The 18,097-nt window shown below is 37.4% G+C and carries 16 protein-coding genes and 1 pseudogene; 8 read left to right on the top strand and 9 right to left on the bottom strand.

Annotation, left to right across the window (positions count from 1 at the left end; genetic code table 11):
• Nucleotides 1–229: 229 nt before the first annotated feature.
• The 8 genes from ES724_RS16015 to ES724_RS15980 form a co-directional block, all read right to left on the bottom strand.
• Nucleotides 230–1,588, bottom strand: coding sequence for an NAD-dependent succinate-semialdehyde dehydrogenase (locus ES724_RS16015; protein ID WP_146934884.1), 1,359 nt, complete (start codon nt 1,586–1,588; stop codon nt 230–232).
• A gap of 107 nt (nt 1,589–1,695) precedes the next feature.
• Complete coding sequence (locus ES724_RS16010) at nt 1,696–2,952, bottom strand: C45 family autoproteolytic acyltransferase/hydolase (protein ID WP_146934881.1); 1,257 nt, start codon at nt 2,950–2,952, stop codon at nt 1,696–1,698.
• 93 nt (nt 2,953–3,045) lie between these two features.
• A complete protein-coding gene (locus ES724_RS16005) occupies nt 3,046–4,902 on the bottom strand; it encodes a biotin carboxylase (RefSeq protein ID WP_146934878.1) in 1,857 nt (618 codons plus the stop codon).
• Between the two features lie 11 nt (nt 4,903–4,913).
• The gene (locus tag ES724_RS16000) at nt 4,914–7,664 is read right to left on the bottom strand and encodes an aminotransferase class I/II-fold pyridoxal phosphate-dependent enzyme (RefSeq protein WP_146934875.1); all 2,751 of its coding nucleotides are present in this window, start codon (nt 7,662–7,664) and stop codon (nt 4,914–4,916) included.
• Nucleotides 7,665–7,669: 5 nt separating this feature from the next.
• Complete coding sequence (locus ES724_RS15995; RefSeq protein ID WP_146934872.1) at nt 7,670–8,074, bottom strand: VOC family protein; 405 nt, start codon at nt 8,072–8,074, stop codon at nt 7,670–7,672.
• 12 nt (nt 8,075–8,086) lie between these two features.
• Nucleotides 8,087–9,022 (bottom strand): carbon-nitrogen hydrolase family protein, encoded by a 936-nt coding sequence (locus tag ES724_RS15990; RefSeq protein WP_146934869.1) that lies wholly within the window; start codon nt 9,020–9,022, stop codon nt 8,087–8,089.
• Nucleotides 9,023–9,141: 119 nt separating this feature from the next.
• Nucleotides 9,142–10,449 (bottom strand): aspartate aminotransferase family protein, encoded by a 1,308-nt coding sequence (locus tag ES724_RS15985; protein WP_146934866.1) that lies wholly within the window; start codon nt 10,447–10,449, stop codon nt 9,142–9,144.
• A gap of 282 nt (nt 10,450–10,731) precedes the next feature.
• Complete coding sequence (locus ES724_RS15980; RefSeq protein WP_146934864.1) at nt 10,732–11,190, bottom strand: Lrp/AsnC family transcriptional regulator; 459 nt, start codon at nt 11,188–11,190, stop codon at nt 10,732–10,734.
• Between the two features lie 159 nt (nt 11,191–11,349).
• Between ES724_RS15980 and ES724_RS15975 the strand changes: the two genes are divergently transcribed.
• The 8 genes from ES724_RS15975 (at nt 11,350) to ES724_RS15940 (ending at nt 17,803) form a co-directional block, all read left to right on the top strand.
• Nucleotides 11,350–12,567 (top strand): aminotransferase class I/II-fold pyridoxal phosphate-dependent enzyme, encoded by a 1,218-nt coding sequence (locus tag ES724_RS15975; protein ID WP_146934861.1) that lies wholly within the window; start codon nt 11,350–11,352, stop codon nt 12,565–12,567.
• 120 nt (nt 12,568–12,687) lie between these two features.
• Nucleotides 12,688–13,347 (top strand): deoxyribose-phosphate aldolase, encoded by a 660-nt coding sequence (deoC, locus tag ES724_RS15970; RefSeq protein ID WP_146934858.1) that lies wholly within the window; start codon nt 12,688–12,690, stop codon nt 13,345–13,347.
• 612 nt (nt 13,348–13,959) lie between these two features.
• Nucleotides 13,960–15,444, top strand: a complete 1,485-nt coding sequence (gene nhaC / locus ES724_RS15965) for a Na+/H+ antiporter NhaC (protein WP_146934855.1) — start codon at nt 13,960–13,962, stop codon at nt 15,442–15,444.
• A 158-nt stretch (nt 15,445–15,602) separates the two neighbouring features.
• A complete protein-coding gene (locus ES724_RS15960; protein ID WP_146934852.1) occupies nt 15,603–16,241 on the top strand; it encodes a peroxiredoxin in 639 nt (212 codons plus the stop codon).
• 11 nt (nt 16,242–16,252) lie between these two features.
• Nucleotides 16,253–16,567 (top strand): thioredoxin family protein, encoded by a 315-nt coding sequence (locus ES724_RS15955; RefSeq protein WP_146934849.1) that lies wholly within the window; start codon nt 16,253–16,255, stop codon nt 16,565–16,567.
• On the top strand, nt 16,548–16,796 hold the full coding sequence (locus tag ES724_RS15950; protein ID WP_026839056.1) for a DUF6952 family protein: 249 nt from the start codon (nt 16,548–16,550) through the stop codon (nt 16,794–16,796). The genes ES724_RS15955 and ES724_RS15950 overlap by 20 nt, the downstream gene beginning before the upstream one ends.
• A gap of 129 nt (nt 16,797–16,925) precedes the next feature.
• Nucleotides 16,926–17,426 (top strand): thiol peroxidase, encoded by a 501-nt coding sequence (gene tpx, locus ES724_RS15945; RefSeq protein ID WP_026839057.1) that lies wholly within the window; start codon nt 16,926–16,928, stop codon nt 17,424–17,426.
• Nucleotides 17,426–17,803: a diacylglycerol kinase family protein gene (locus ES724_RS15940; RefSeq protein WP_146934846.1), complete on the top strand. Its 378-nt coding sequence runs from the start codon at nt 17,426–17,428 to the stop codon at nt 17,801–17,803. The genes tpx and ES724_RS15940 overlap by 1 nt, the downstream gene beginning before the upstream one ends.
• Before the next feature lie 82 nt (nt 17,804–17,885).
• Here the strand turns inward: ES724_RS15940 and ES724_RS16575 are convergent.
• Nucleotides 17,886–18,097, bottom strand: a pseudogene (locus tag ES724_RS16575) (hypothetical protein); the annotation flags it as partial.

Genomic DNA, 18,097 nt, shown 5'->3' with positions numbered 1-18,097 from the left:
GTTAGCAGTTAGCAGTTAGCAGTTAGCAGTTAGCAGTTAGCAGTTAGCAGTTAGCAGTTAGCAGTTAGCAGTTAGCAGTTAGCAGTTAGCAGTTAGCAGTTAGCAGTTAGCAGTTAGCAGTTAGCAGAAAATAAAAATAAAAATTGTAAACTCAAAGTTCTTTTGAAAACTTCTCACTTCTCACATCTCAATCTTCACCCTTCACTCCTCACCCCCTCACTCTTCACTTCTAACCCTTCACATAAACAACCTTTTTATTTATAAATTCCATCATTCCGTCCTTAGCCAATTCCCTTCCATAACCGGATCGTTTATTTCCTCCAAAAGGCAATCTTGGGTCAGATTTCACCAATTCGTTTACAAAGAAAGCCCCATCAGTAACTCTTGACGCAAATTCTACTGCTTTGGATGTGTCTCTTGTAAAGACGCTAACTCCAAGTCCATATTTTGATTGTTCAGATAAGGAAAAAGCTTCCTCTATATTTTTTGCTTTAATGATAGCGGCTAATGGTCCAAAGGTTTCTTCATCAAAAGCAGCCATCCCGGGTTTTATATTTCCTAAAATGGTAGGTTCGTGGAAACAATTATCCTGTTTGCCACCCGCCAGTAAGGTCGCCCCTTGGGATATAGATTCTTTCACCTGTCGGTTGAGTTGATCTGCAAGATCTTTTCTTGCCAATGGTCCTACTTGGGTTGCATCGTCTGTTGTATCTCCCTTTTTAATTTCTCTTACCGCTTTTGTGAATTTTTCCACAAATTCATCGTACACAGATTCCAGCAGTATAAATCTTTTGGCAGCAATACAACTTTGACCGCAATTAAGCATCCTTGCTGAAACTGCTGTTTTTACCGCCTTATCAATATCGGCATCTTCAAGGACGATAAAGGAATTATTACCTCCAAGTTCCAAAAGACTTTTCTTAATGTACTTACCTGCAATTTGAGCAACAGCAGATCCCGCCATTTCACTTCCTGTTAGCGTTACAGCCTTAACGGCATCATGGGCAATTATTTTTTCTGTTTGATCATGATGCACTATCAAATTCTGAAAAACACCTTCAGGATAGCCAGCCTTAGTAAAAACATCTTCAATCATTTCTGCACAGCCAAAAACATTTGGCGCATGTTTCAACAATCCAGTATTTCCAGCGGTTAAGGTGGGCGCAGCAAATCTGAAAACCTGCCAAAAAGGAAAATTCCACGGCATCACCGCAAACACAGTCCCAATAGGATCGTGCCTTACAAAGCTTTGTTCCGCATCAGTTTCTATCACCTCCGGTGCGAGAAAAGTTTCAGCATTTTCGGCGTAATAATCACAAACCCAAGCGCATTTATTAACCTCGGCTCTGGATTCAGAAATAGGTTTCCCCATTTCCGAAGTGATCATTTGCGCATAATCCTCAACATTTTCCCTTAAAACCTCAGCAGCTTTTTTAATTAATCCTGTACGAACCGAGAGAGGCTCGCGACTCCAGGTTTTAAATACTTCAGCAGACTTATCTAAAATATTTTCCAGTTCAATGGAAGTAAGAGCAGTATATTGACCTACTTGTTCTCCATTGTAAGGATTGATGCTATGAAATTCCATGCTTGTTATAATATTGAAATAATTAGTGATTGTTTTGAGTCGCTGATAAATATGAATTGAGATCCTGAAAAGAAAATTTCCAATCCAAGATCTCTTTTTAAATACTATTAATTTTTCCAGCTATCACCGTAGCCTGATCCCGTTTTGGACCAGAAATCTGCCAAAAGTTCCCAGGAAACTTGACCACGGTTAATAAGTTTTCCCCGAATGTTTTCAAGTTCCTTTTTATCTGCTGAAGGGTTTGCCAGAGCCATTGCATCTACCAATGTATTGGATACAGTTTCCTGCCATTCAACTTTTGAAGATTCATGAACAGGCGGTTTAGGCTTTAAAATTTTAGTTTCAGAGGCAATCTGTTCTGTGCCTGAAATTGGTAATGGCAACCCCACAGATTGCGTATATTGTATTACGTGATATTCTTCCTTAAAATTGTTGAAGGTTTGCTTAACAGAAAGGTTGGGCCACCTTGTTTCAACCACACCTTCAGCGGGACGATAAACTGCTGTGAAAAGAGTTCCAAAACCTTCTTTAAATAAAGTGTTATATAAAGGTTTTTTCAGGAAAGCATCCGCTATAGAGACTCCATCTATATCTTTTTTAGATAACATCTTCTCAATAAATGCAGACCTTTCCAAGGTTTTATTAAATGCCGCATTTTCCGGCCAGTCTACAGTTCCCTGATGATTTGTTGTAAAGGCTGCATCTGTAACCACGGGCTCATTATCTGGAGAAAGTTGAACAGTTTTATAAGTTCCTGTTTTGTCTACCACAGTAACGTTGTAAGACATATGTGATGGAATTTTCACAAGAGTGTCCACAGCCTCTTCCACATTGCTACAAAATTCAAGTACGTAACGCAGGATAAATGGAATTCCAAAACCAACCCCAACTTCTTTTCTACCACCAAAAGTAAGCGAAATTGCAAGCCCATCGTCGTTCATTCCGTCTACGGCTCCAACAAGACAGTCACTCGTCGCAATAACTTTTTTCCCATTCCAGGCACTCAATAACTGTGTCCCTTCCATAAGGTCTGGATGGTAATCATAATTACGCACTAATTGAATTTCCCTGCCTGTAATAACAGCTTGTGAACATGCGCTGATATAAGCAGGTGGTTGAAAACCTGTTAGAAAACGTGCAGCAACATCATCTGCCTGAGCCAATTTGCAAAGCTTCTGATATGTAGGCCACATTTTCGGCATATATTTTTTGAGCGCAGCTTGGGATGTTTCTAGATCTGGAGTGTAAGATACTCCTTTAGTATTGTACCAAGCTTGATAGGCGGGCCAATAGGTGTTAAATAATTTTTGCCACTTTTTCCCCGGCTTTGCAGGTTCTGAAATTGCATTAAAGTGAAGTTGCATATTTTTTTGAATTATTACTAATGAGTAATTATATTATATAAGAAAGCCGGAAAAGTAAACTGAATTTTCCGGCCTTGCTGTTAAAATTTGTTTTTATTTAGTTAAAGAACCGCTAAGCTTTGGTTTCTTTTTGTCTTCAACCATTTCAGATTTAAATTGGGATCTAATTGCTTTTATCCAATGTTTCGCTCTATTGTTTAATCTAAAATCATCTGTCATCATTCGGCCTCTTGTAACTAGAATTCCCATATCTGCTCCTTCATACAGGTAATCCCCTTTTTTGGAGATCCTTAAAAAGAAAGCTTCATTTTCATTCTCCACGGCTCTTCGGTGGGTATCCATTCTGTCAAATTGAATATGACCTGTATCATACATTCTCCAGATCCCCGATTTTGGTGAATCGGTTACGTATTCAATAGTGTCTTCAGTATGTTTAACGATCAATTGGCTCCAGCCATCCAGATTAGCCTGATTTGACCATCGCTTATTAATAGCTTCAATATCAAGTTCATATTCTATATCCATCCATTCTAGAATATGGAATACAAATAAGGGGGCATCTGCAAGTGCAAAAACCGCATGATTGGTAATGGAACTGGCTCCGGTAACTCTTGGATTAAGTTCCCCAAGGTAAATTTCCCCATTGTCCTGATCTATCAAAAAATCCAGTTCAAAATAACCTTTATAACCTTCTTCCCTTAACTGATCTCCAAAAAGTTGGGTGTTCTCGATCGCTTTCTGCCTTAATTCAGGAGTAAAAGCATTTGGATAAATTTCGTTCCCACACCAACCGCCTTCATAAGGAGTAAGTTCTTCAAAACCTACAAGCTCAGTCATAAGTGGTGCTACAATTGTTCCGTGACGAGTTACACAGGCTTCGATTGCTGAACCTCTGCAACGAATTCTTTTCATGATTTTCACTTCATCTTCTGCCTCGATCTCCTCTGCATATTTCTGGTATTCTTCCTCATTAGAAATAAAGAAGGTCGTATGCCCTGAGTCACCAAAAGGAGTTTGGATCACTAGCTCATTACCAAGGTGTTTAGATACTTTTCTTAAATGCTCAAAATCTTCAACTTTGGAAAGCACATTTGGAACACAAGCAACTCCAGCCCTTTCGGCAATTCTGTTGGTGTTTACTTTATTATCTAAAAAAGTTCGCATTTCGGCTTTTGGAAACATAATTTCCAAACCTAATTTTTCAGCAAGCTCTTCTGTTTTTTCATTGAACATAAGGAACATTGCTTTTCCTGATCTCCCGTCTACAGATCTGGTTTTTAGGTAATCCTGAACTTCTGGATGTTGTAGTAAATAGTTGTTTATATCTTCAATTCCTTCAAAATCATCGTGCGGAATTTCTTGTTTCGGAGAAAAAACATTTGGATGCAATCCGTCAAAACATTCGATATAAGTGATAAATTTAAATCCTTTAATCCATTCATCTGCACCTAAAAGATTGAAATTTGTAGCACTGATAAAATATAAAGGTTCTTCATTTTTATGAAAAGACCTCCTGATATCTGAAACTCCTTTAAGCTCATAATCTACAGGAGTTGTATTTTTTTCTGAAGAGGATTTCCCTGAATTCTTATTTGATTTTACTGGAGGCATCTTATTCTTTTGATTTCCTTTTGCTCCTGAAGCAACAGTATCTTTGAATTCAGATGAATCCATAGTGGTATCAGTTTTTACACCTTTACTTTTACCTTTGGCAGTAGAACTTTTGGCCTTAGACTTAGCCGAATTAGATTTACCTGAAGTATTTGAATTTGACGAAGCTTTTGATTTTGATTTTTCAGACTTCTGACCTGCTATAGTAGGTTTACTTCCTTTTTCAGTCTTTCCCCTAATTGGGACTTTTGTCTCATCTGATCCTGTTTTTATTGGAGATTTCGCTTTTTTATCTGCTGCTCCCTTAGAATTGGGAGTATTTGGTTTTTTAGAATCCATAATTGTTGGTTTTATTTAGTTAATTTTTTCTTTTTCGAATTATTGCCCATTGCACCCATAGATGTAACGGTCTTTTGCCTATTTAATACCGAATCTCTAAAGACTCGGAGTCCCAAATCTGCACGGTATCCATGTATTTCAGAAACATCCAAAGCAGTTAAGAACCTTATTATTTCCTTACTTACAACCTGCCCGGGAACAAGCACCGGAAATCCTGGTGGGTAAGGAATGATGAAAGATGAAGCAACTAATGTGCGCTCATTTTCCATGGATGGCAAACATTCTTCCAAAGGCATGTATTCATAATTTTCCTCATCGTAAGCTAGAAAAAATGCTTCGCGGATATTACCACCGGGCACACCGGGTACTGCCTGAAAAGAATGATGGAAATAACTGAAATCTGGTAAGGGCGGGAAATCCTGGGTGAGGGATTGTATCCTGTCCTGGCGAATTTTATTTTCTTTTTTACTCAGCGAAAGGAACTCTTTATCCAGCTCGTCTGCTATTTTTAGCAAGGCATTTGTAAGGTAAGTCACACTTCCTCTTGTAGTACCTATATTGGTCATGAATAGAACCGTATTTCGGGAAGTTTTATTGATCTGGATATTAAACTTATCCATCAAATACTTGTTTTTAAAAGTATCTCCATCTACTCCAGTCCGGCCAATATGAAGCGTAATTTTTGTGGGATCCAAAACAAATTCATCGTTTTCCCAGGCAGTTTCCATTCTGTTCCAACCATCTTTCGGATTATAATATTCAGATAATCCAGATTTCCTGTATTCCTTCGGAATAAAATCACTCACCGTTAGAACATCAAAATATTTATTTAGTCTTGGATGATCATTTATTTTTGCACGAAGCACCATTGCCATTTCTATACTTTTTTCTACAAGCTCATAGCCTTCAAACTGAACCTGCCTTCTACCAGCGTCCAAAGATGCAAGCATCTGGTAATTCGGTGATGTGGAAGTATGGGTCATATATGCTTCCATAAAAGTATTTTCGCTTTTTCTTCGAAAATCTTCATCCCAAATATGGATCATTGATCCCTGGCGAAAACTACTGAGAGTTTTATGCGTACTTTGGGTAGAATAAACCCTAATTCTAACCTCATCGGGATTTGGCAATTTTGAAGGTTCGTCTTTTTTCAGGTTTTTAATATGATCTGCATATTCTTCCCTGTATTCATTACTACGATACTTTTCATAAAGCTTCTGAGCCACAAACATGCCGGTTCTTTGCTTATAATTATAAGTAAAGCCTGCAAATGCAAACCAGGCTTCATCCCAAAGGAATACCATGTCTGGTTTAATAGCCAAAATTTCCTGCATCACCTTTTCTACATTATAGACCAGTCCGTCGAAAGTGCAATTGGTAAGCAGCAACATTTTTACAAGATCCAGCCTTCCCGCTTCTTTTAATTTCAGTAATTTCTCTTTGATCTGCTCCAATGGAACAGCACCATACATAGAATATTCTTCAATAGGATAAGAATCCAAATAAACCGGATACGCTCCAGCCAAAACAAGTCCGTAGTGGTGAGATTTATGGCAGTCCCTATCTATTAAAATCACATCCCCTGGCTTTACTAATGCCTGAACTACAATTTTATTGGCTGTTGAAGTACCATTGGTCACAAAAAAAGTGTTCAAGGATCCATAGGCATTACTCGCCATCTTTTGGGCTTTTTTCAAAGAACCTGTGGGTTGAAGCAAAGAATCCAATCCTCCGGTGGTAGAGGAAGTTTCAGCCAAAAACATATTCCTTCCGTAGAAATTTCCAAAATCATTGATCCATCTGGATTTAAAAACAGAGTTTCCTCTGGAGATAGGCATCGCATGGAAAATTCCAGTTGGCTTTTTGCTATATTCCTTTAAGGCCGAAAAGAATGGAGTTTCATAACGCTCATTAATCCCTCTCAAAATTGTTAAGTGCAGTTCCTGTAGATCCTCAGTTCTATAAAAAATCCTTCTGAAACTTTTCAGGGTACTGTCCTTAAGATTTCCCAAGGCAGTATCGGTAACATAATATGTATCCAGTTCAGGTCTGAATTTTTTTACCAAGGTTCCTAGGATTGGTCCCAGTTCAGATTGTGGTTTAGAGGCCATGTCCAGATCCAAAACTTTTTCTATAAATGGCTTCAAGATTGGAGTAACCTTTTTAGAATGGTAAGGCGGCGCATACCTAATCACAACTGCCTGGATATTATAATTAAAATGCAGGGCGATTAGAGCGTCTTCAAAGGTTCTCTGCAAAACAATTCCATAGTTGAATTGTTCATTGGTACCACGAAGATCTTTAAGGTCATTTCTAAGTTTATTTTCTTCATGAAGAGAAATGTCTTCTACGAACAATACCTCAAAGTAATTTTTTCTCACACCATCTGGTAGCTCTCCTTTTTCTGAAGTGTCTACCCCCTGATCGTCTTCTTCAATAAAATCTGGATTACTCCTGTACCTGTCGCTCACCAAATGCTTTGTGATTTCAGCAATTTTATTTGCCAGCGCAGTATGTTCTTGTCTATCCAGCATTTCATTGAGCGCACGTAAACGGGAAATTCCGGGAAAGGCAAAATAACTTTCCACCCCCTGCAGATTTTCTAATTGTTTACGGACATTACTCCTCAGATTTTTTTCTTCTGAAGAACCTCTACTGCTTTGGTCCAGTTTAGTAGATTCACTTTTTAAAGTGTTCCATGATTCCAGTCGAAGCTGCGCAACATTGTAATGATTTGAACTAACAGGTTTTTTTTCTGGCATAAATTTTATTTTAATGAGTGTAAGGCGAGTTTGTTTCCTTCGGAATCTATGAAAATGGCAAAATAACCTGAATCTTCATTAATAAGAGTTTTAGTCATTACAATCCGTCCACCGGCAGATTCCACGCGTTTCAGAACTATATTCAGATCTTTACCCGCATTGAGATATAAAAGTGGACCAATTATTCCAGGTATGGAACCTGGCCCTGCGACAACCGCACCGCCAATTCCTTTCTCAGTTGGGAAAAATGCCATGGCATAATTGTCGTCGACATTCTTCTCCATTTCAATTCCGAAGATATTATTGTAAAAATCCACCGACTGCTGAAAATTAATCGCAGGGATTTCAAACCAACTTATAAAATCTTTTATTTTTTCCTTCTTTTTCTTCTTTGCTGTTGTTCCGCCCATATTTTTCTTTTTTTATAGTTCTCCAAATCCTTTATAACCTGTAGGATTTGAAGGTGGTTCATATTTGTTCTCCTCCATCTTTAACTTAGCCAAATTATCCAGATTTGTTGGCTTTATAAGTGGCCCCAAAGAATTCAGGTATGGCAATTGTACTCCATGCTGGTAGATCCCAAATTGGCCTATGTGATCCCTAAAACTTTTAAGAGGTTGTCCTAATCTCAGCACTCCTAGCTCGCGACTTCTTTTCACCCTATCTATATTCAGTTCCAGTGGGAAAATTTCTTCATTTCCTTCAGCCTGATATATCACTCGCCCATCGGGACCGCAAACAAGCGATCTTCCATTACCTCCAGATTCAAGACCATTCACATCAAAGAAGTAGCATTGGTTTACAGCGGCCATTGCTCGCACAATAGATAACTCTATATCCCTGTCTATCGTTCCGGTCATCGTTGGATGCAAAATAACTTCAGCTCCCATCACCGCTAGCGTACGGACTGTTTCTGGAAACCACATATCGTAGCATATAGAAATACCAAATCTTGCAACTCCCGGAACATCAAAAACGCAAAAATCAGATCCCGGGGTCACTCCAAGTTCGTATGGATAAAAGGGAAACATTTTTCTGTACCTGGTAACAATTTCTCCTTCAGGATTGATTACTGTAGCGGTATTGTAAATCTTTCCTTCACTTTTTTCAAAAATAGATCCCGGTAAAAGCCAGATTCCGTGTTTTTTAGCCATAGCCTGCATTTCCCTTTCAAAGTTGCCGGGTATCTCCTGTGCAGTATGTGTAAGTGGCCCATAGGCGCATAATTCACTAAAAACTACCATATCCACCCAAGGATAAAGGCTCATAGTTATATTTAATTTCAGTTTCATCATCTCCACATTGGAAGCGACTGCTGAAACTTTCATTTGTATTCCTGCTATTGCAAATGGTGTCATTCTTGTTTTATTTATTTGTATTATTACTTATCATTCGTACCGGTGACCACTAATTTCAATGCACCAGCATTTTTACGACTGCTTCTTTTGGAACCAACGCAATTGCCCGTATTCTCTATTTATACATTTTTTCTTATCTGATTTTCTAGGATATCCAGTCCCTGATTTAATTGTTCATCTGTAATTACAAGTGGAGAAAGAATTCTTATTACATTTTTAAATGTCCCTGCACTTATGAGGATAAGTCCATCTTCTGCACAAGCTTTTACAATCTTATCACAGAGTTCATGATTTGGTTTACCGGGATCATTATCTTTTACAAATTCAATTCCTATCATTGCTCCTATTCCACGCACATCTCCAATATCTGAGATTTCTTTCTGAAGATTTTCCATTCGTTCTGTAACCACTTTTCCTATGTGTACAGCTCTTTCGTTCAGATTGATGTCTTTCATATATTTAATGGTAGCCGATGCGGCAACACAACAAATAGGACTTCCTATGTAAGTACCTCCAATAGTACCTGGTGCTGCGGCATCCATTATTTCGGCACGACCAACGACTGCTGCAATGGGCAGCCCAGACCCCATCGATTTGGCATAAGTACTTAGATCCGGCTGCACATTGTAATGTTGCCAGCTTGCCCAATGACCTGTGCGACAAAACCCGCTTTGTATTTCATCCATAATTAAAAGAACTCCATGTTCATCACAAAAAGATCTTAAGCCTTCCAAATATCTCTGTGGTACGGGATTAAATCCACCTTCTCCCTGTATAGGTTCAATAATTATTGCTGCCACAGAGTTAATATCCACCATACTATGTGCGCTTTCGCGAAGCCTGGCAAGTTCTGTATCCACAAATTCCTCCATATTGCGGGAGCCGTGATATTTATAAAAGTTAGGGAAAGGTATCCTGTATACCTCCGGAGCAAAAGGGCCTGAAAAAAACTTATAATTCACTTTACTGGTAAGGCTCATACCTAAAAGAGTACGACCATGATAAGCTTCAGTAAAGCAGAGCACTGCCGGTCGTTTGGTTGCCTGTCTTGCTATTTTTACAGCGTTTTCCACAGCTTCAGCGCCAGTACTAATAAGCATAGCTTTCGTTTTCTCCCCATGAGGAAGGATCTCGGCAAGCTCCTCGCATAATTGAATATAAGGTTCATAAGTAACTACATTGAAACTTGTATGGAGATATTTACCGGCCTGTTCCCTGATGGCTTCTACCACAGGTTCGGGACAATGTCCTGCATTCACTACGCCTATCCCACCGGCGAAATCAATATGTTCACGCCCATCTACATCGGTGATAATCGCACCTTTTGCATGTTGTACAGTGGCGGTATTAAATACACCTACCCCATTGGCTACAATATTTTTTCTTCTGTTAAGAAGATCTTCAGATTTGGTTTGTTGCTCGGTCATATAAATTAAAAGATTGTAAAAGGAAACTATGATTTAAAAATCCTGAAAAATGGCAGATTAAAGTAAAAGAGGTATTACTCTAAAAATTTCCAATGCCTTAATATACAAAATTTTTATATTATTCCGAATTAAAAACGGCCGTAGACACCATAGAGAGAAGGAATTAGACCAGAATACACATAAAGTTCTGTTAAAAAAATCGGCAATGCTATTACACAAAATTTTTGGTAATAGTTTAAATCCCAACAGATTGAACACTATTCTTGAACAGATAGATGTATTTTACAATGGCAAAGCAGTAGTGCTTTTCACCGGACTAATAATAAAAGTACTTTGGGTGCTTCCAATATGATCCAGACTAGTAAGTTTGTTTAGCATAAATTCCCTGTAAGCCTCCATATCCTTCACCAAGATCTTCAGGATATAATCATATTCCCCACTTACATGATAACATTCCAGGACTTCGTTTAATTGTGCTACCTCCTTCTCGAATTTAATAACATAAGATTTGGTGTGTTGCACCAATTTTATATGGCAGAAAACCATAAAGGACTTGTCTACTTCTGCAGGCTTTACCAAGGCAACATAACTGGAGATCACTTTATTACGCTCTAATCTTTTTATACGTTCAAAAATGGCCGTTACTGATAGGTTTAATTCTGAAGAAAGCTTTTTATTGGTGATCTTACTATCGCATTGCAGCTTTTGAAGGATCTTTTTATCGATTTCATCTAAGTTCATGCTGAAAAATTTTCGGTTAGGAAGATTGAAAGTAGGTGTTTTAAAATTAAATGTCTAAAATAAATGGTTATTTCCGATTTTTAAACTGAATTCATCTTCATCTATTGACTAATATTCTGTTTTAACTTAACTTTATTAAAATACAAAAACTTAACTATCATGAAATATAAACCAGCAAATCATATTCAAGACCTTCAATATTTTGGTGAATTTGGAGGAGTGAATCCTTCTATCTCAGATTCTTCTACTTATACTTTTCTTTCAGCCAAAACCATGTTCGATACCTTTGAAGGAAATCAAGATGGATGTTATTTATATTCCAGGCACTCTACTCCCTCCAACCTATATCTTGGAGAAGCTCTAGCTGCCATGGAAGGAACCGAAACTGCAAACGTAGCTGCCTCCGGAATGGGTGCGATTACGGGCGCTCTTTTACAACTCTGTAAAGCAGACGATCATATAGTTTCCAGCAGAACCATTTACGGCGGTACTTATGCCTTCTTGAAGAATTTCGCGCCAAGACTTAATATCAAAACCAGTTTTGTGGATATTACAAAACTAGGCACTGTAGAAGCGGCTATCACACCAAATACTAAAGTTTTATATTGCGAATCCGTTAGTAATCCATTATTGGAAGTAGCAGATATCGCAGGGCTTTCCGAGATCGCAAAAAAACACGGACTTACTTTAATTGTAGATAACACCTTTTCTCCACTCTCTATAACTCCAACAGAATTGGGAGCAGATGTGGTTATTCACAGTTTAACCAAATTTATAAATGGAAGTAGTGATACTGTTGGTGGTGTAACTTGTGGAACTCAGGAATTTATTAACTCCCTGAGAAGTGTTATAGATGGAGCTAATATGTTATTAGGGCCAACTATGGATAGTTTGCGTTCTGCTTCTATTTTGAAGAATATGAGAACCTTGCACATACGCATGAAACAGCACAGTAAGAATGCGATGTTCCTTGCAGAAAAATTTGAAGCCGATGGCTTTAGAACCGTTTATCCAGGATTAGAATCTCACCCAAGTCATAATCTATTTAAATCTATGATGAATGAGGATTACGGATTTGGAGGAATGCTAACTATTGATGTTGGAAGCTTAGATAAAGCAAATGAACTGATGGAGCTAATGCAGGAACGAAATCTTGGGTATCTAGCAGTGAGTTTAGGTTTCTACAAAACTTTGTTCAGCGCACCGGGAACTTCTACATCTTCAGAAATTCCTGAAGAAGAACAAATTGAAATGGGACTTTCTGATGGGCTTATTCGTTTTTCTATAGGATTGGATAACGATATTGAACGCACCTATAAAATGATGAAAGATTGCATGGAAACAGTAGGCCTTTTTGAAAACATCAGCCTGAACTAAAAGTTTTTTTTACATATTTATAAGAATGCCTGATAGAATGAATTTTCTATCAGGCATTCTTTTTATGGATTAGTTTTATCTTAGGGACTTTTAAAACACTTATAAAATAGTATTTTCTAAATGAAACCTATTAATTCTTATATAGATCACACCTTGCTCAAATCTACAGCGTCTATAGACGATGTCACAACTTTATGTAATGAAGCTAAGACCTACAATTTCTTTTCGGTTTGTATAAATGGGTATTATGTGCCTTTAGCGGAAGAACTTTTAAAGAATTCACAAGTGAAGATTTGCACGGTAGTTGGATTTCCTTTGGGAGCAATGTCCTCCAGAGCTAAAATATTTGAAGCAGAAGACGCTATTGGGTATGGAGCAGATGAAGTTGATATGGTAATGAATCTTGGACTCCTTAAATCTAAAAAATTGAAGCTTTTAGAAACCGAAATCGCTTCAGTTAAAAACACAATTGGTAGAAAAGTATTGAAAGTTATTATTGAGACCTGTTATCTTACTTCTGAAGAAATAAGCATTGCTAGCAAAATAGTTGAAAATGCAGGTGCCGATTATGTGAAGACCTCCACTGGTTTTGGTCCTAAAGGAGCCAGCTTAGAAGTGGTCTCAGAAATAAAAAAATCAATTTCATCTGAAATGAAGATCAAAGCCTCTGGTGGAATCAGAGATTATATAACTGCTAAAGCCTATATAGATCTGGGTGTGTCCAGACTTGGCACCTCTTCTGGAATTGCCATTCTCAATGGAAAAAAGAGTTTGTTGTAAATCATTAGTGTCTGCTGAAAGATTGAGACAGGGTGACGATACTGGTTTTAACTTTCGTCATGCTGAACTAGTTTCAGCATCTTTCATACGTCAATTTCCTACGCTAGATAAAATTTTTTATCACGGGTCTATCATTGACTTGATTTATTAAATATTTGAATATCAAATAATTAACTTAGTCCTTTAACAGTATCTTTTTTCATTTTCTTTGTTCGCCCAAAGAAAACGAAACAAAAGAAAAGGCGCTTTTTCCAGAGGTATTTTTCAGCAAAGCTGAAAACCAGTTTTGTTTTGCTAAAATCTTTCCAAGGCTTCAAGATTTTTTAACGCAAAACAAAACTTATACTGCGGAAAAAGATTTCAAAGCGCTGCTTTGGAACGTCAACGCCACCGTTTTCTAAAGTTTTTGAATAGGGTCTCAGGATTACACAGTCATCTCAAAGAGTATAAAAAGCATAAAACTGTAAAACAGATTTTCAATTCTCTCATTCAGAAAATTCTTTAATTTATTCCTTGTAAAATTCAAAAAACCTTCAGCAAAAAGCCTGGAAATATTAGGCTTGCAAAATATGTGTTAAAATCGTAACATTACGAACCAAAAAATTACACTTAATGGAAGGCTCTACAAATCACCAAGAAAATGACCCAATACTTGTAAATCCAGAATTGAATATCTGGGAAGCACTTATCCCTGTATTTTGTTTAATTGGAATGCTTGCCTTTAATGTATATGTTTTTGGAGATGACGCCTTGAGCGGATCTAACCAATTTATACTTTTACTGGGAGGTGCTATTGCTGCAATCGTAGGTGTTTTCAATAAGGTGAAGTTTGACACCATGATAGATGAGGTTGCCAATAATATACAGAGTACCGCTGGCGCAATTCTTATTTTACTTATGGTAGGTTCTCTTGCCGGAACCTGGATGGTAAGTGGAATTATCCCCACGATGATCTATTACGGACTTCAGATCTTAAATCCCACTATATTCTTACCTGCATGTGTCATTATTTGTGCTATCATTTCTGTAGCAACAGGAAGTAGCTGGACCACTTCAGCAACCGTAGGGATTGCTCTAATAGGTATTGCAAATGCTTTAGATATTTCTGTAGGAATGACGGCTGGTGCAATTCTTTCTGGAGCTTATTTTGGAGATAAGATCTCTCCTTTAAGTGATACCACAAACCTTGCTCCTGCAATGGCTGGAACAGATCTTTTTACACACATTAGATATATGTTGCTCACTACAGTTCCAACTATAGTGATCACCTTAATTATATTTATCATTATCGGACTTAATCTGGATGTTTCAGGAACAACAGATACTTCTGCCATCTTAAACACCATAGAAACTACATTTACAATTACTCCTTGGTTATTTTTAATTCCAGCGATCGTAATTTTCTTGATCGTTAAAAAAACATCTCCACTTATTGCTTTATTAATTGGAACATTATTAGGTGCTGCTGCAGCTGTGATCTTTCAACCGGGAATTTTAATGCAGATCTCCGGCGTAGAAAATCTTGATTTTATATCTGGTTATAAAGCAATTATGAATTCTATGACCGTAGATACAGCAATAGTGACCGACAATGAAACTTTGAACGATCTTTTCTCTTCGGGAGGTATGGCAGGAATGATGGGAACCATCTGGTTGATACTATGTGCAATGGTATTTGGAGGAATTATGGAGGCTATTGGCGCCTTGGCAAAAATAAGTTCTGCATTGCTGAATCTTTTCCATACTACTTTCGGGTTATTTGCCAGTACCGTATTTAGTTGTCTGGCATTAAACGTAACTGCATCAGACCAATATCTTGCAATAGTGGTTCCTGGAAAAATGTTTGCAAAAGCATATAGAGATAAAGGCCTGGCTCCAGAAAACTTAAGTAGAACATTGGAAGATTCTGGAACGGTAACTTCTGTTTTGGTGCCTTGGAATACTTGTGGTGCATACCATAGTGGAGTGTTGGGAGTACCTACATTGTCTTACGCAGGCTTCGCTTTCTTCAATTATATTAGTCCGTTTATGACCCTACTATTTGCTGCTTTCAGCATCAAAATAAGACAATTAACCACGCAACCAGCTCAGACTTAAGCACCCACCCCAATAGCAATAGAGTTAATCTATCTTAATTTTAAAATTCTATAGTCAAAATTTATAATGAGATAAGAAATTAGAATTTCAATAGCCCGCAAGCGCGGGCTATTTTTATATTTTTGCATCAGAAATTAATAACAAATAATATAAATAATATGTCAATAGTAGGAAAAAAATTTCCAGATTTAAATGTAAACGCAATGAATGAAATGGGCGATACCTTCAAATTAAATATTCTTGAAGAAGCTCAAAAAAACAATAAAAAAGTATTGTTATTCTGGTATCCAAAAGATTTCACTTTTGTATGTCCAACAGAACTACACGCATTCCAAGCTGCATTAGCAGATTTCGAAAAAAGAAATGTGATGGTAGTTGGAGCATCTTGTGATACTCCAGAAGCACATTTTGCATGGTTAAATACTGCAAAAGATAATGGAGGAATTGAAGGTATCACTTACCCAATTCTTGCAGATTCTAACAGAAACCTTAGTTCTCAACTTGGAATTTTAGACATTACCAATGAGGAGTATAACGAAGAAACTGGTGCAGTAACTGTAGAAGGTGATAATGTAACTTATCGTGCGACTTACTTAATAGATGAAGAAGGAACAGTATTTCATGAAGGTGTGAACCATATGCCACTTGGAAGAAACGTACAGGAATTCCTTAGACTAGTAGATGCATATACGCATGTACAGGAAAAAGGAGAAGTTTGTCCTGCAAACTGGGAAGAAGGAAAAGAAGCTATGACAGCAGATCGTGAAGGTGTGGCTTCATATTTAAGCTTAAACTAAAAAAAAAGATCATGGTAAAGGAATTAGAACAAGATAATCTACACGATATCGTTGCTGAAAAAGGTACTGTAATGGTGCAATACATGGCAGGATGGTGTGGTAACTGTAGAGTTATGAAGCCAAAATTCAAAAAATTGGCTGGAGAGAATGAAACTGCTACCTTTTTAATGGTAGATGCAGAGAAATTTCCTGAATCTAGAAAAATGGCGAATGTGGATAATTTACCAACCTTTGCTGCTTTTAAAGATGGAAAATTAGTGAACCAAGTTCAAACCAATAAATTTGAACTGCTTAAAGACCTAGTAAATGAAGTTACCAGTAATTAAACATTTGCAACGTAACAATGACGCTGAAAAACTTCAAAATACTATAGACGTATTGGAAAGTTTTACAGAACACAGATCTGTGACCGATGAGGAAATGGATGTGATTGGCGAGTTGCTTACAAATTTATGTGGTGCTGTAGAAGTACATCAAATGATTGAAAAAGGGGATTCTGAAATGGATGCCGCGAACAATTTCGTAAAGAAAGTGATGGGTTCTATAGACCGTTAATAGTTAAGATTCTAGATTAAAGAAGGCTGATTTAAAAATTAAATCAGCCTTCTTTGTTTTATGATAATTTTAGTAAAACCCCATTTCATATACGTTAAATTTAACTTTCGAACCAAAGACCATGTTTCCATGTCACAAATAACTTTAAGAGAAAATAAAATTACCACTTATGGTGGTTTACCTGCAACTGGAGAAAAAGCTCCTTATTTTGAATTGATCCGCTCAGATATGTCCAAAGCTAATTTGAACGATTTTAAAGGAAAAAGAGTCATCATGAATATTTTTCCAAGTATAGATACCAATGTCTGTGCTACCTCTGTAAGAAACTTCAATGAACGAGCAACAGGCTTAAATAACACCGTAGTGCTATGTATTTCTCGTGATCTTCCGTTTGCCTTAAAACGTTTTGTAGATGATGAAGGATTAGATAAAGTGACTAACCTATCAGATTTTAGACAAGGTGATTTTGGAAAAGACTATGGGGTAGAAATGATAGATGGCCCTTTAGAAGGTTTGCTTTCCCGAGTTGTAATTGTTTTAGATGAAGAGGGAAAAGTGCTACATAGTCAACAAGTTCCTGATATCTCTGAAGAACCTGACTATCTTACAGCCTTAAAATCGTTGCTATAGTGAAGGATAGTTATCTGGGAAAAAGAATACGTGGCGGAGGTTATGCTATTAAAGGAGCATGGATCTTACTAAAAACAGAACCGAGTATACAAGTACAAGCAGTAATCTCTATTGCGGTTTGTATTGCCGGATTTTATTTTGACATTACAAAGACCGAGTGGATCTTTCAGGTATTAGCTATTGGATTGGTACTAAGCACTGAAGGACTAAATAGTTCTATAGAAGGAATTGCGGATTTTGTTCATCCAGATTTCCATAGCAAAATAGGATATATTAAGGATGTTGCAGCGGGTGCTGTTCTTTTTGCTGCCATTACAGCAGTTATCATAGCTTGTTTTATATATCTTCCTTATTTATTTCCAGCATTTTTCAGCTAGAAAGTGGAGAGAAGTAAATGAAAATTCTTTGAACCTCAAATCAAGAACCTCGGGGCAAGCCCACGAGATGTCCCGATGGTTCCTATCGTGTGGACATATCTTTATGAATGGTCCACCCTTCCATTGCGGCTTTAAAATATTTCAATCCTATCCATAGGGTTGTTATCCCTGGATGTCTTTTGCTTTCATACCCTTTCCAACCACCAAGTCTAGCTATCGCCCAAACATATCTTTTTAGCTCTTTTTTCTTATAGTGGTTTTTTTGTTTCTCTGTTTTACCTTCCAGACTTTTTA

Source organism: Gillisia hiemivivida (genome assembly GCF_007997295.1).
Lineage (GTDB): Bacteria > Bacteroidota > Bacteroidia > Flavobacteriales > Flavobacteriaceae > Gillisia > Gillisia hiemivivida.
Note: the sequence above shows the minus strand (reverse complement) of the source record. Positions and strands in the feature narration are given on the sequence as shown.

Excerpts from the sequence above, each read along its gene's own strand:
- ES724_RS15980 (WP_146934864.1), bottom strand. The coding sequence starts at position 11,190 with ATGAACTTAGATGAAATCGATAAAAAGATCCTTCAAAAGCTGCAATGC.
- ES724_RS15995 (WP_146934872.1), bottom strand. The coding sequence starts at position 8,074 with ATGGGCGGAACAACAGCAAAGAAGAAAAAGAAGGAAAAAATAAAAGAT.
- nhaC (WP_146934855.1), top strand. The coding sequence starts at position 13,960 with ATGGAAGGCTCTACAAATCACCAAGAAAATGACCCAATACTTGTAAAT.
- ES724_RS15985 (WP_146934866.1), bottom strand. The coding sequence starts at position 10,449 with ATGACCGAGCAACAAACCAAATCTGAAGATCTTCTTAACAGAAGAAAA.
- tpx (WP_026839057.1), top strand. The coding sequence starts at position 16,926 with ATGTCACAAATAACTTTAAGAGAAAATAAAATTACCACTTATGGTGGT.
- ES724_RS16010 (WP_146934881.1), bottom strand. The coding sequence starts at position 2,952 with ATGCAACTTCACTTTAATGCAATTTCAGAACCTGCAAAGCCGGGGAAA.
- ES724_RS15955 (WP_146934849.1), top strand. The coding sequence starts at position 16,253 with ATGGTAAAGGAATTAGAACAAGATAATCTACACGATATCGTTGCTGAA.
- ES724_RS15975 (WP_146934861.1), top strand. The coding sequence starts at position 11,350 with ATGAAATATAAACCAGCAAATCATATTCAAGACCTTCAATATTTTGGT.
- ES724_RS16005 (WP_146934878.1), bottom strand. The coding sequence starts at position 4,902 with ATGGATTCTAAAAAACCAAATACTCCCAATTCTAAGGGAGCAGCAGAT.
- deoC (WP_146934858.1), top strand. The coding sequence starts at position 12,688 with ATGAAACCTATTAATTCTTATATAGATCACACCTTGCTCAAATCTACA.
- ES724_RS15950 (WP_026839056.1), top strand. The coding sequence starts at position 16,548 with ATGAAGTTACCAGTAATTAAACATTTGCAACGTAACAATGACGCTGAA.
- ES724_RS16015 (WP_146934884.1), bottom strand. The coding sequence starts at position 1,588 with ATGGAATTTCATAGCATCAATCCTTACAATGGAGAACAAGTAGGTCAA.
- ES724_RS15990 (WP_146934869.1), bottom strand. The coding sequence starts at position 9,022 with ATGACACCATTTGCAATAGCAGGAATACAAATGAAAGTTTCAGCAGTC.
- ES724_RS15960 (WP_146934852.1), top strand. The coding sequence starts at position 15,603 with ATGTCAATAGTAGGAAAAAAATTTCCAGATTTAAATGTAAACGCAATG.
- ES724_RS16000 (WP_146934875.1), bottom strand. The coding sequence starts at position 7,664 with ATGCCAGAAAAAAAACCTGTTAGTTCAAATCATTACAATGTTGCGCAG.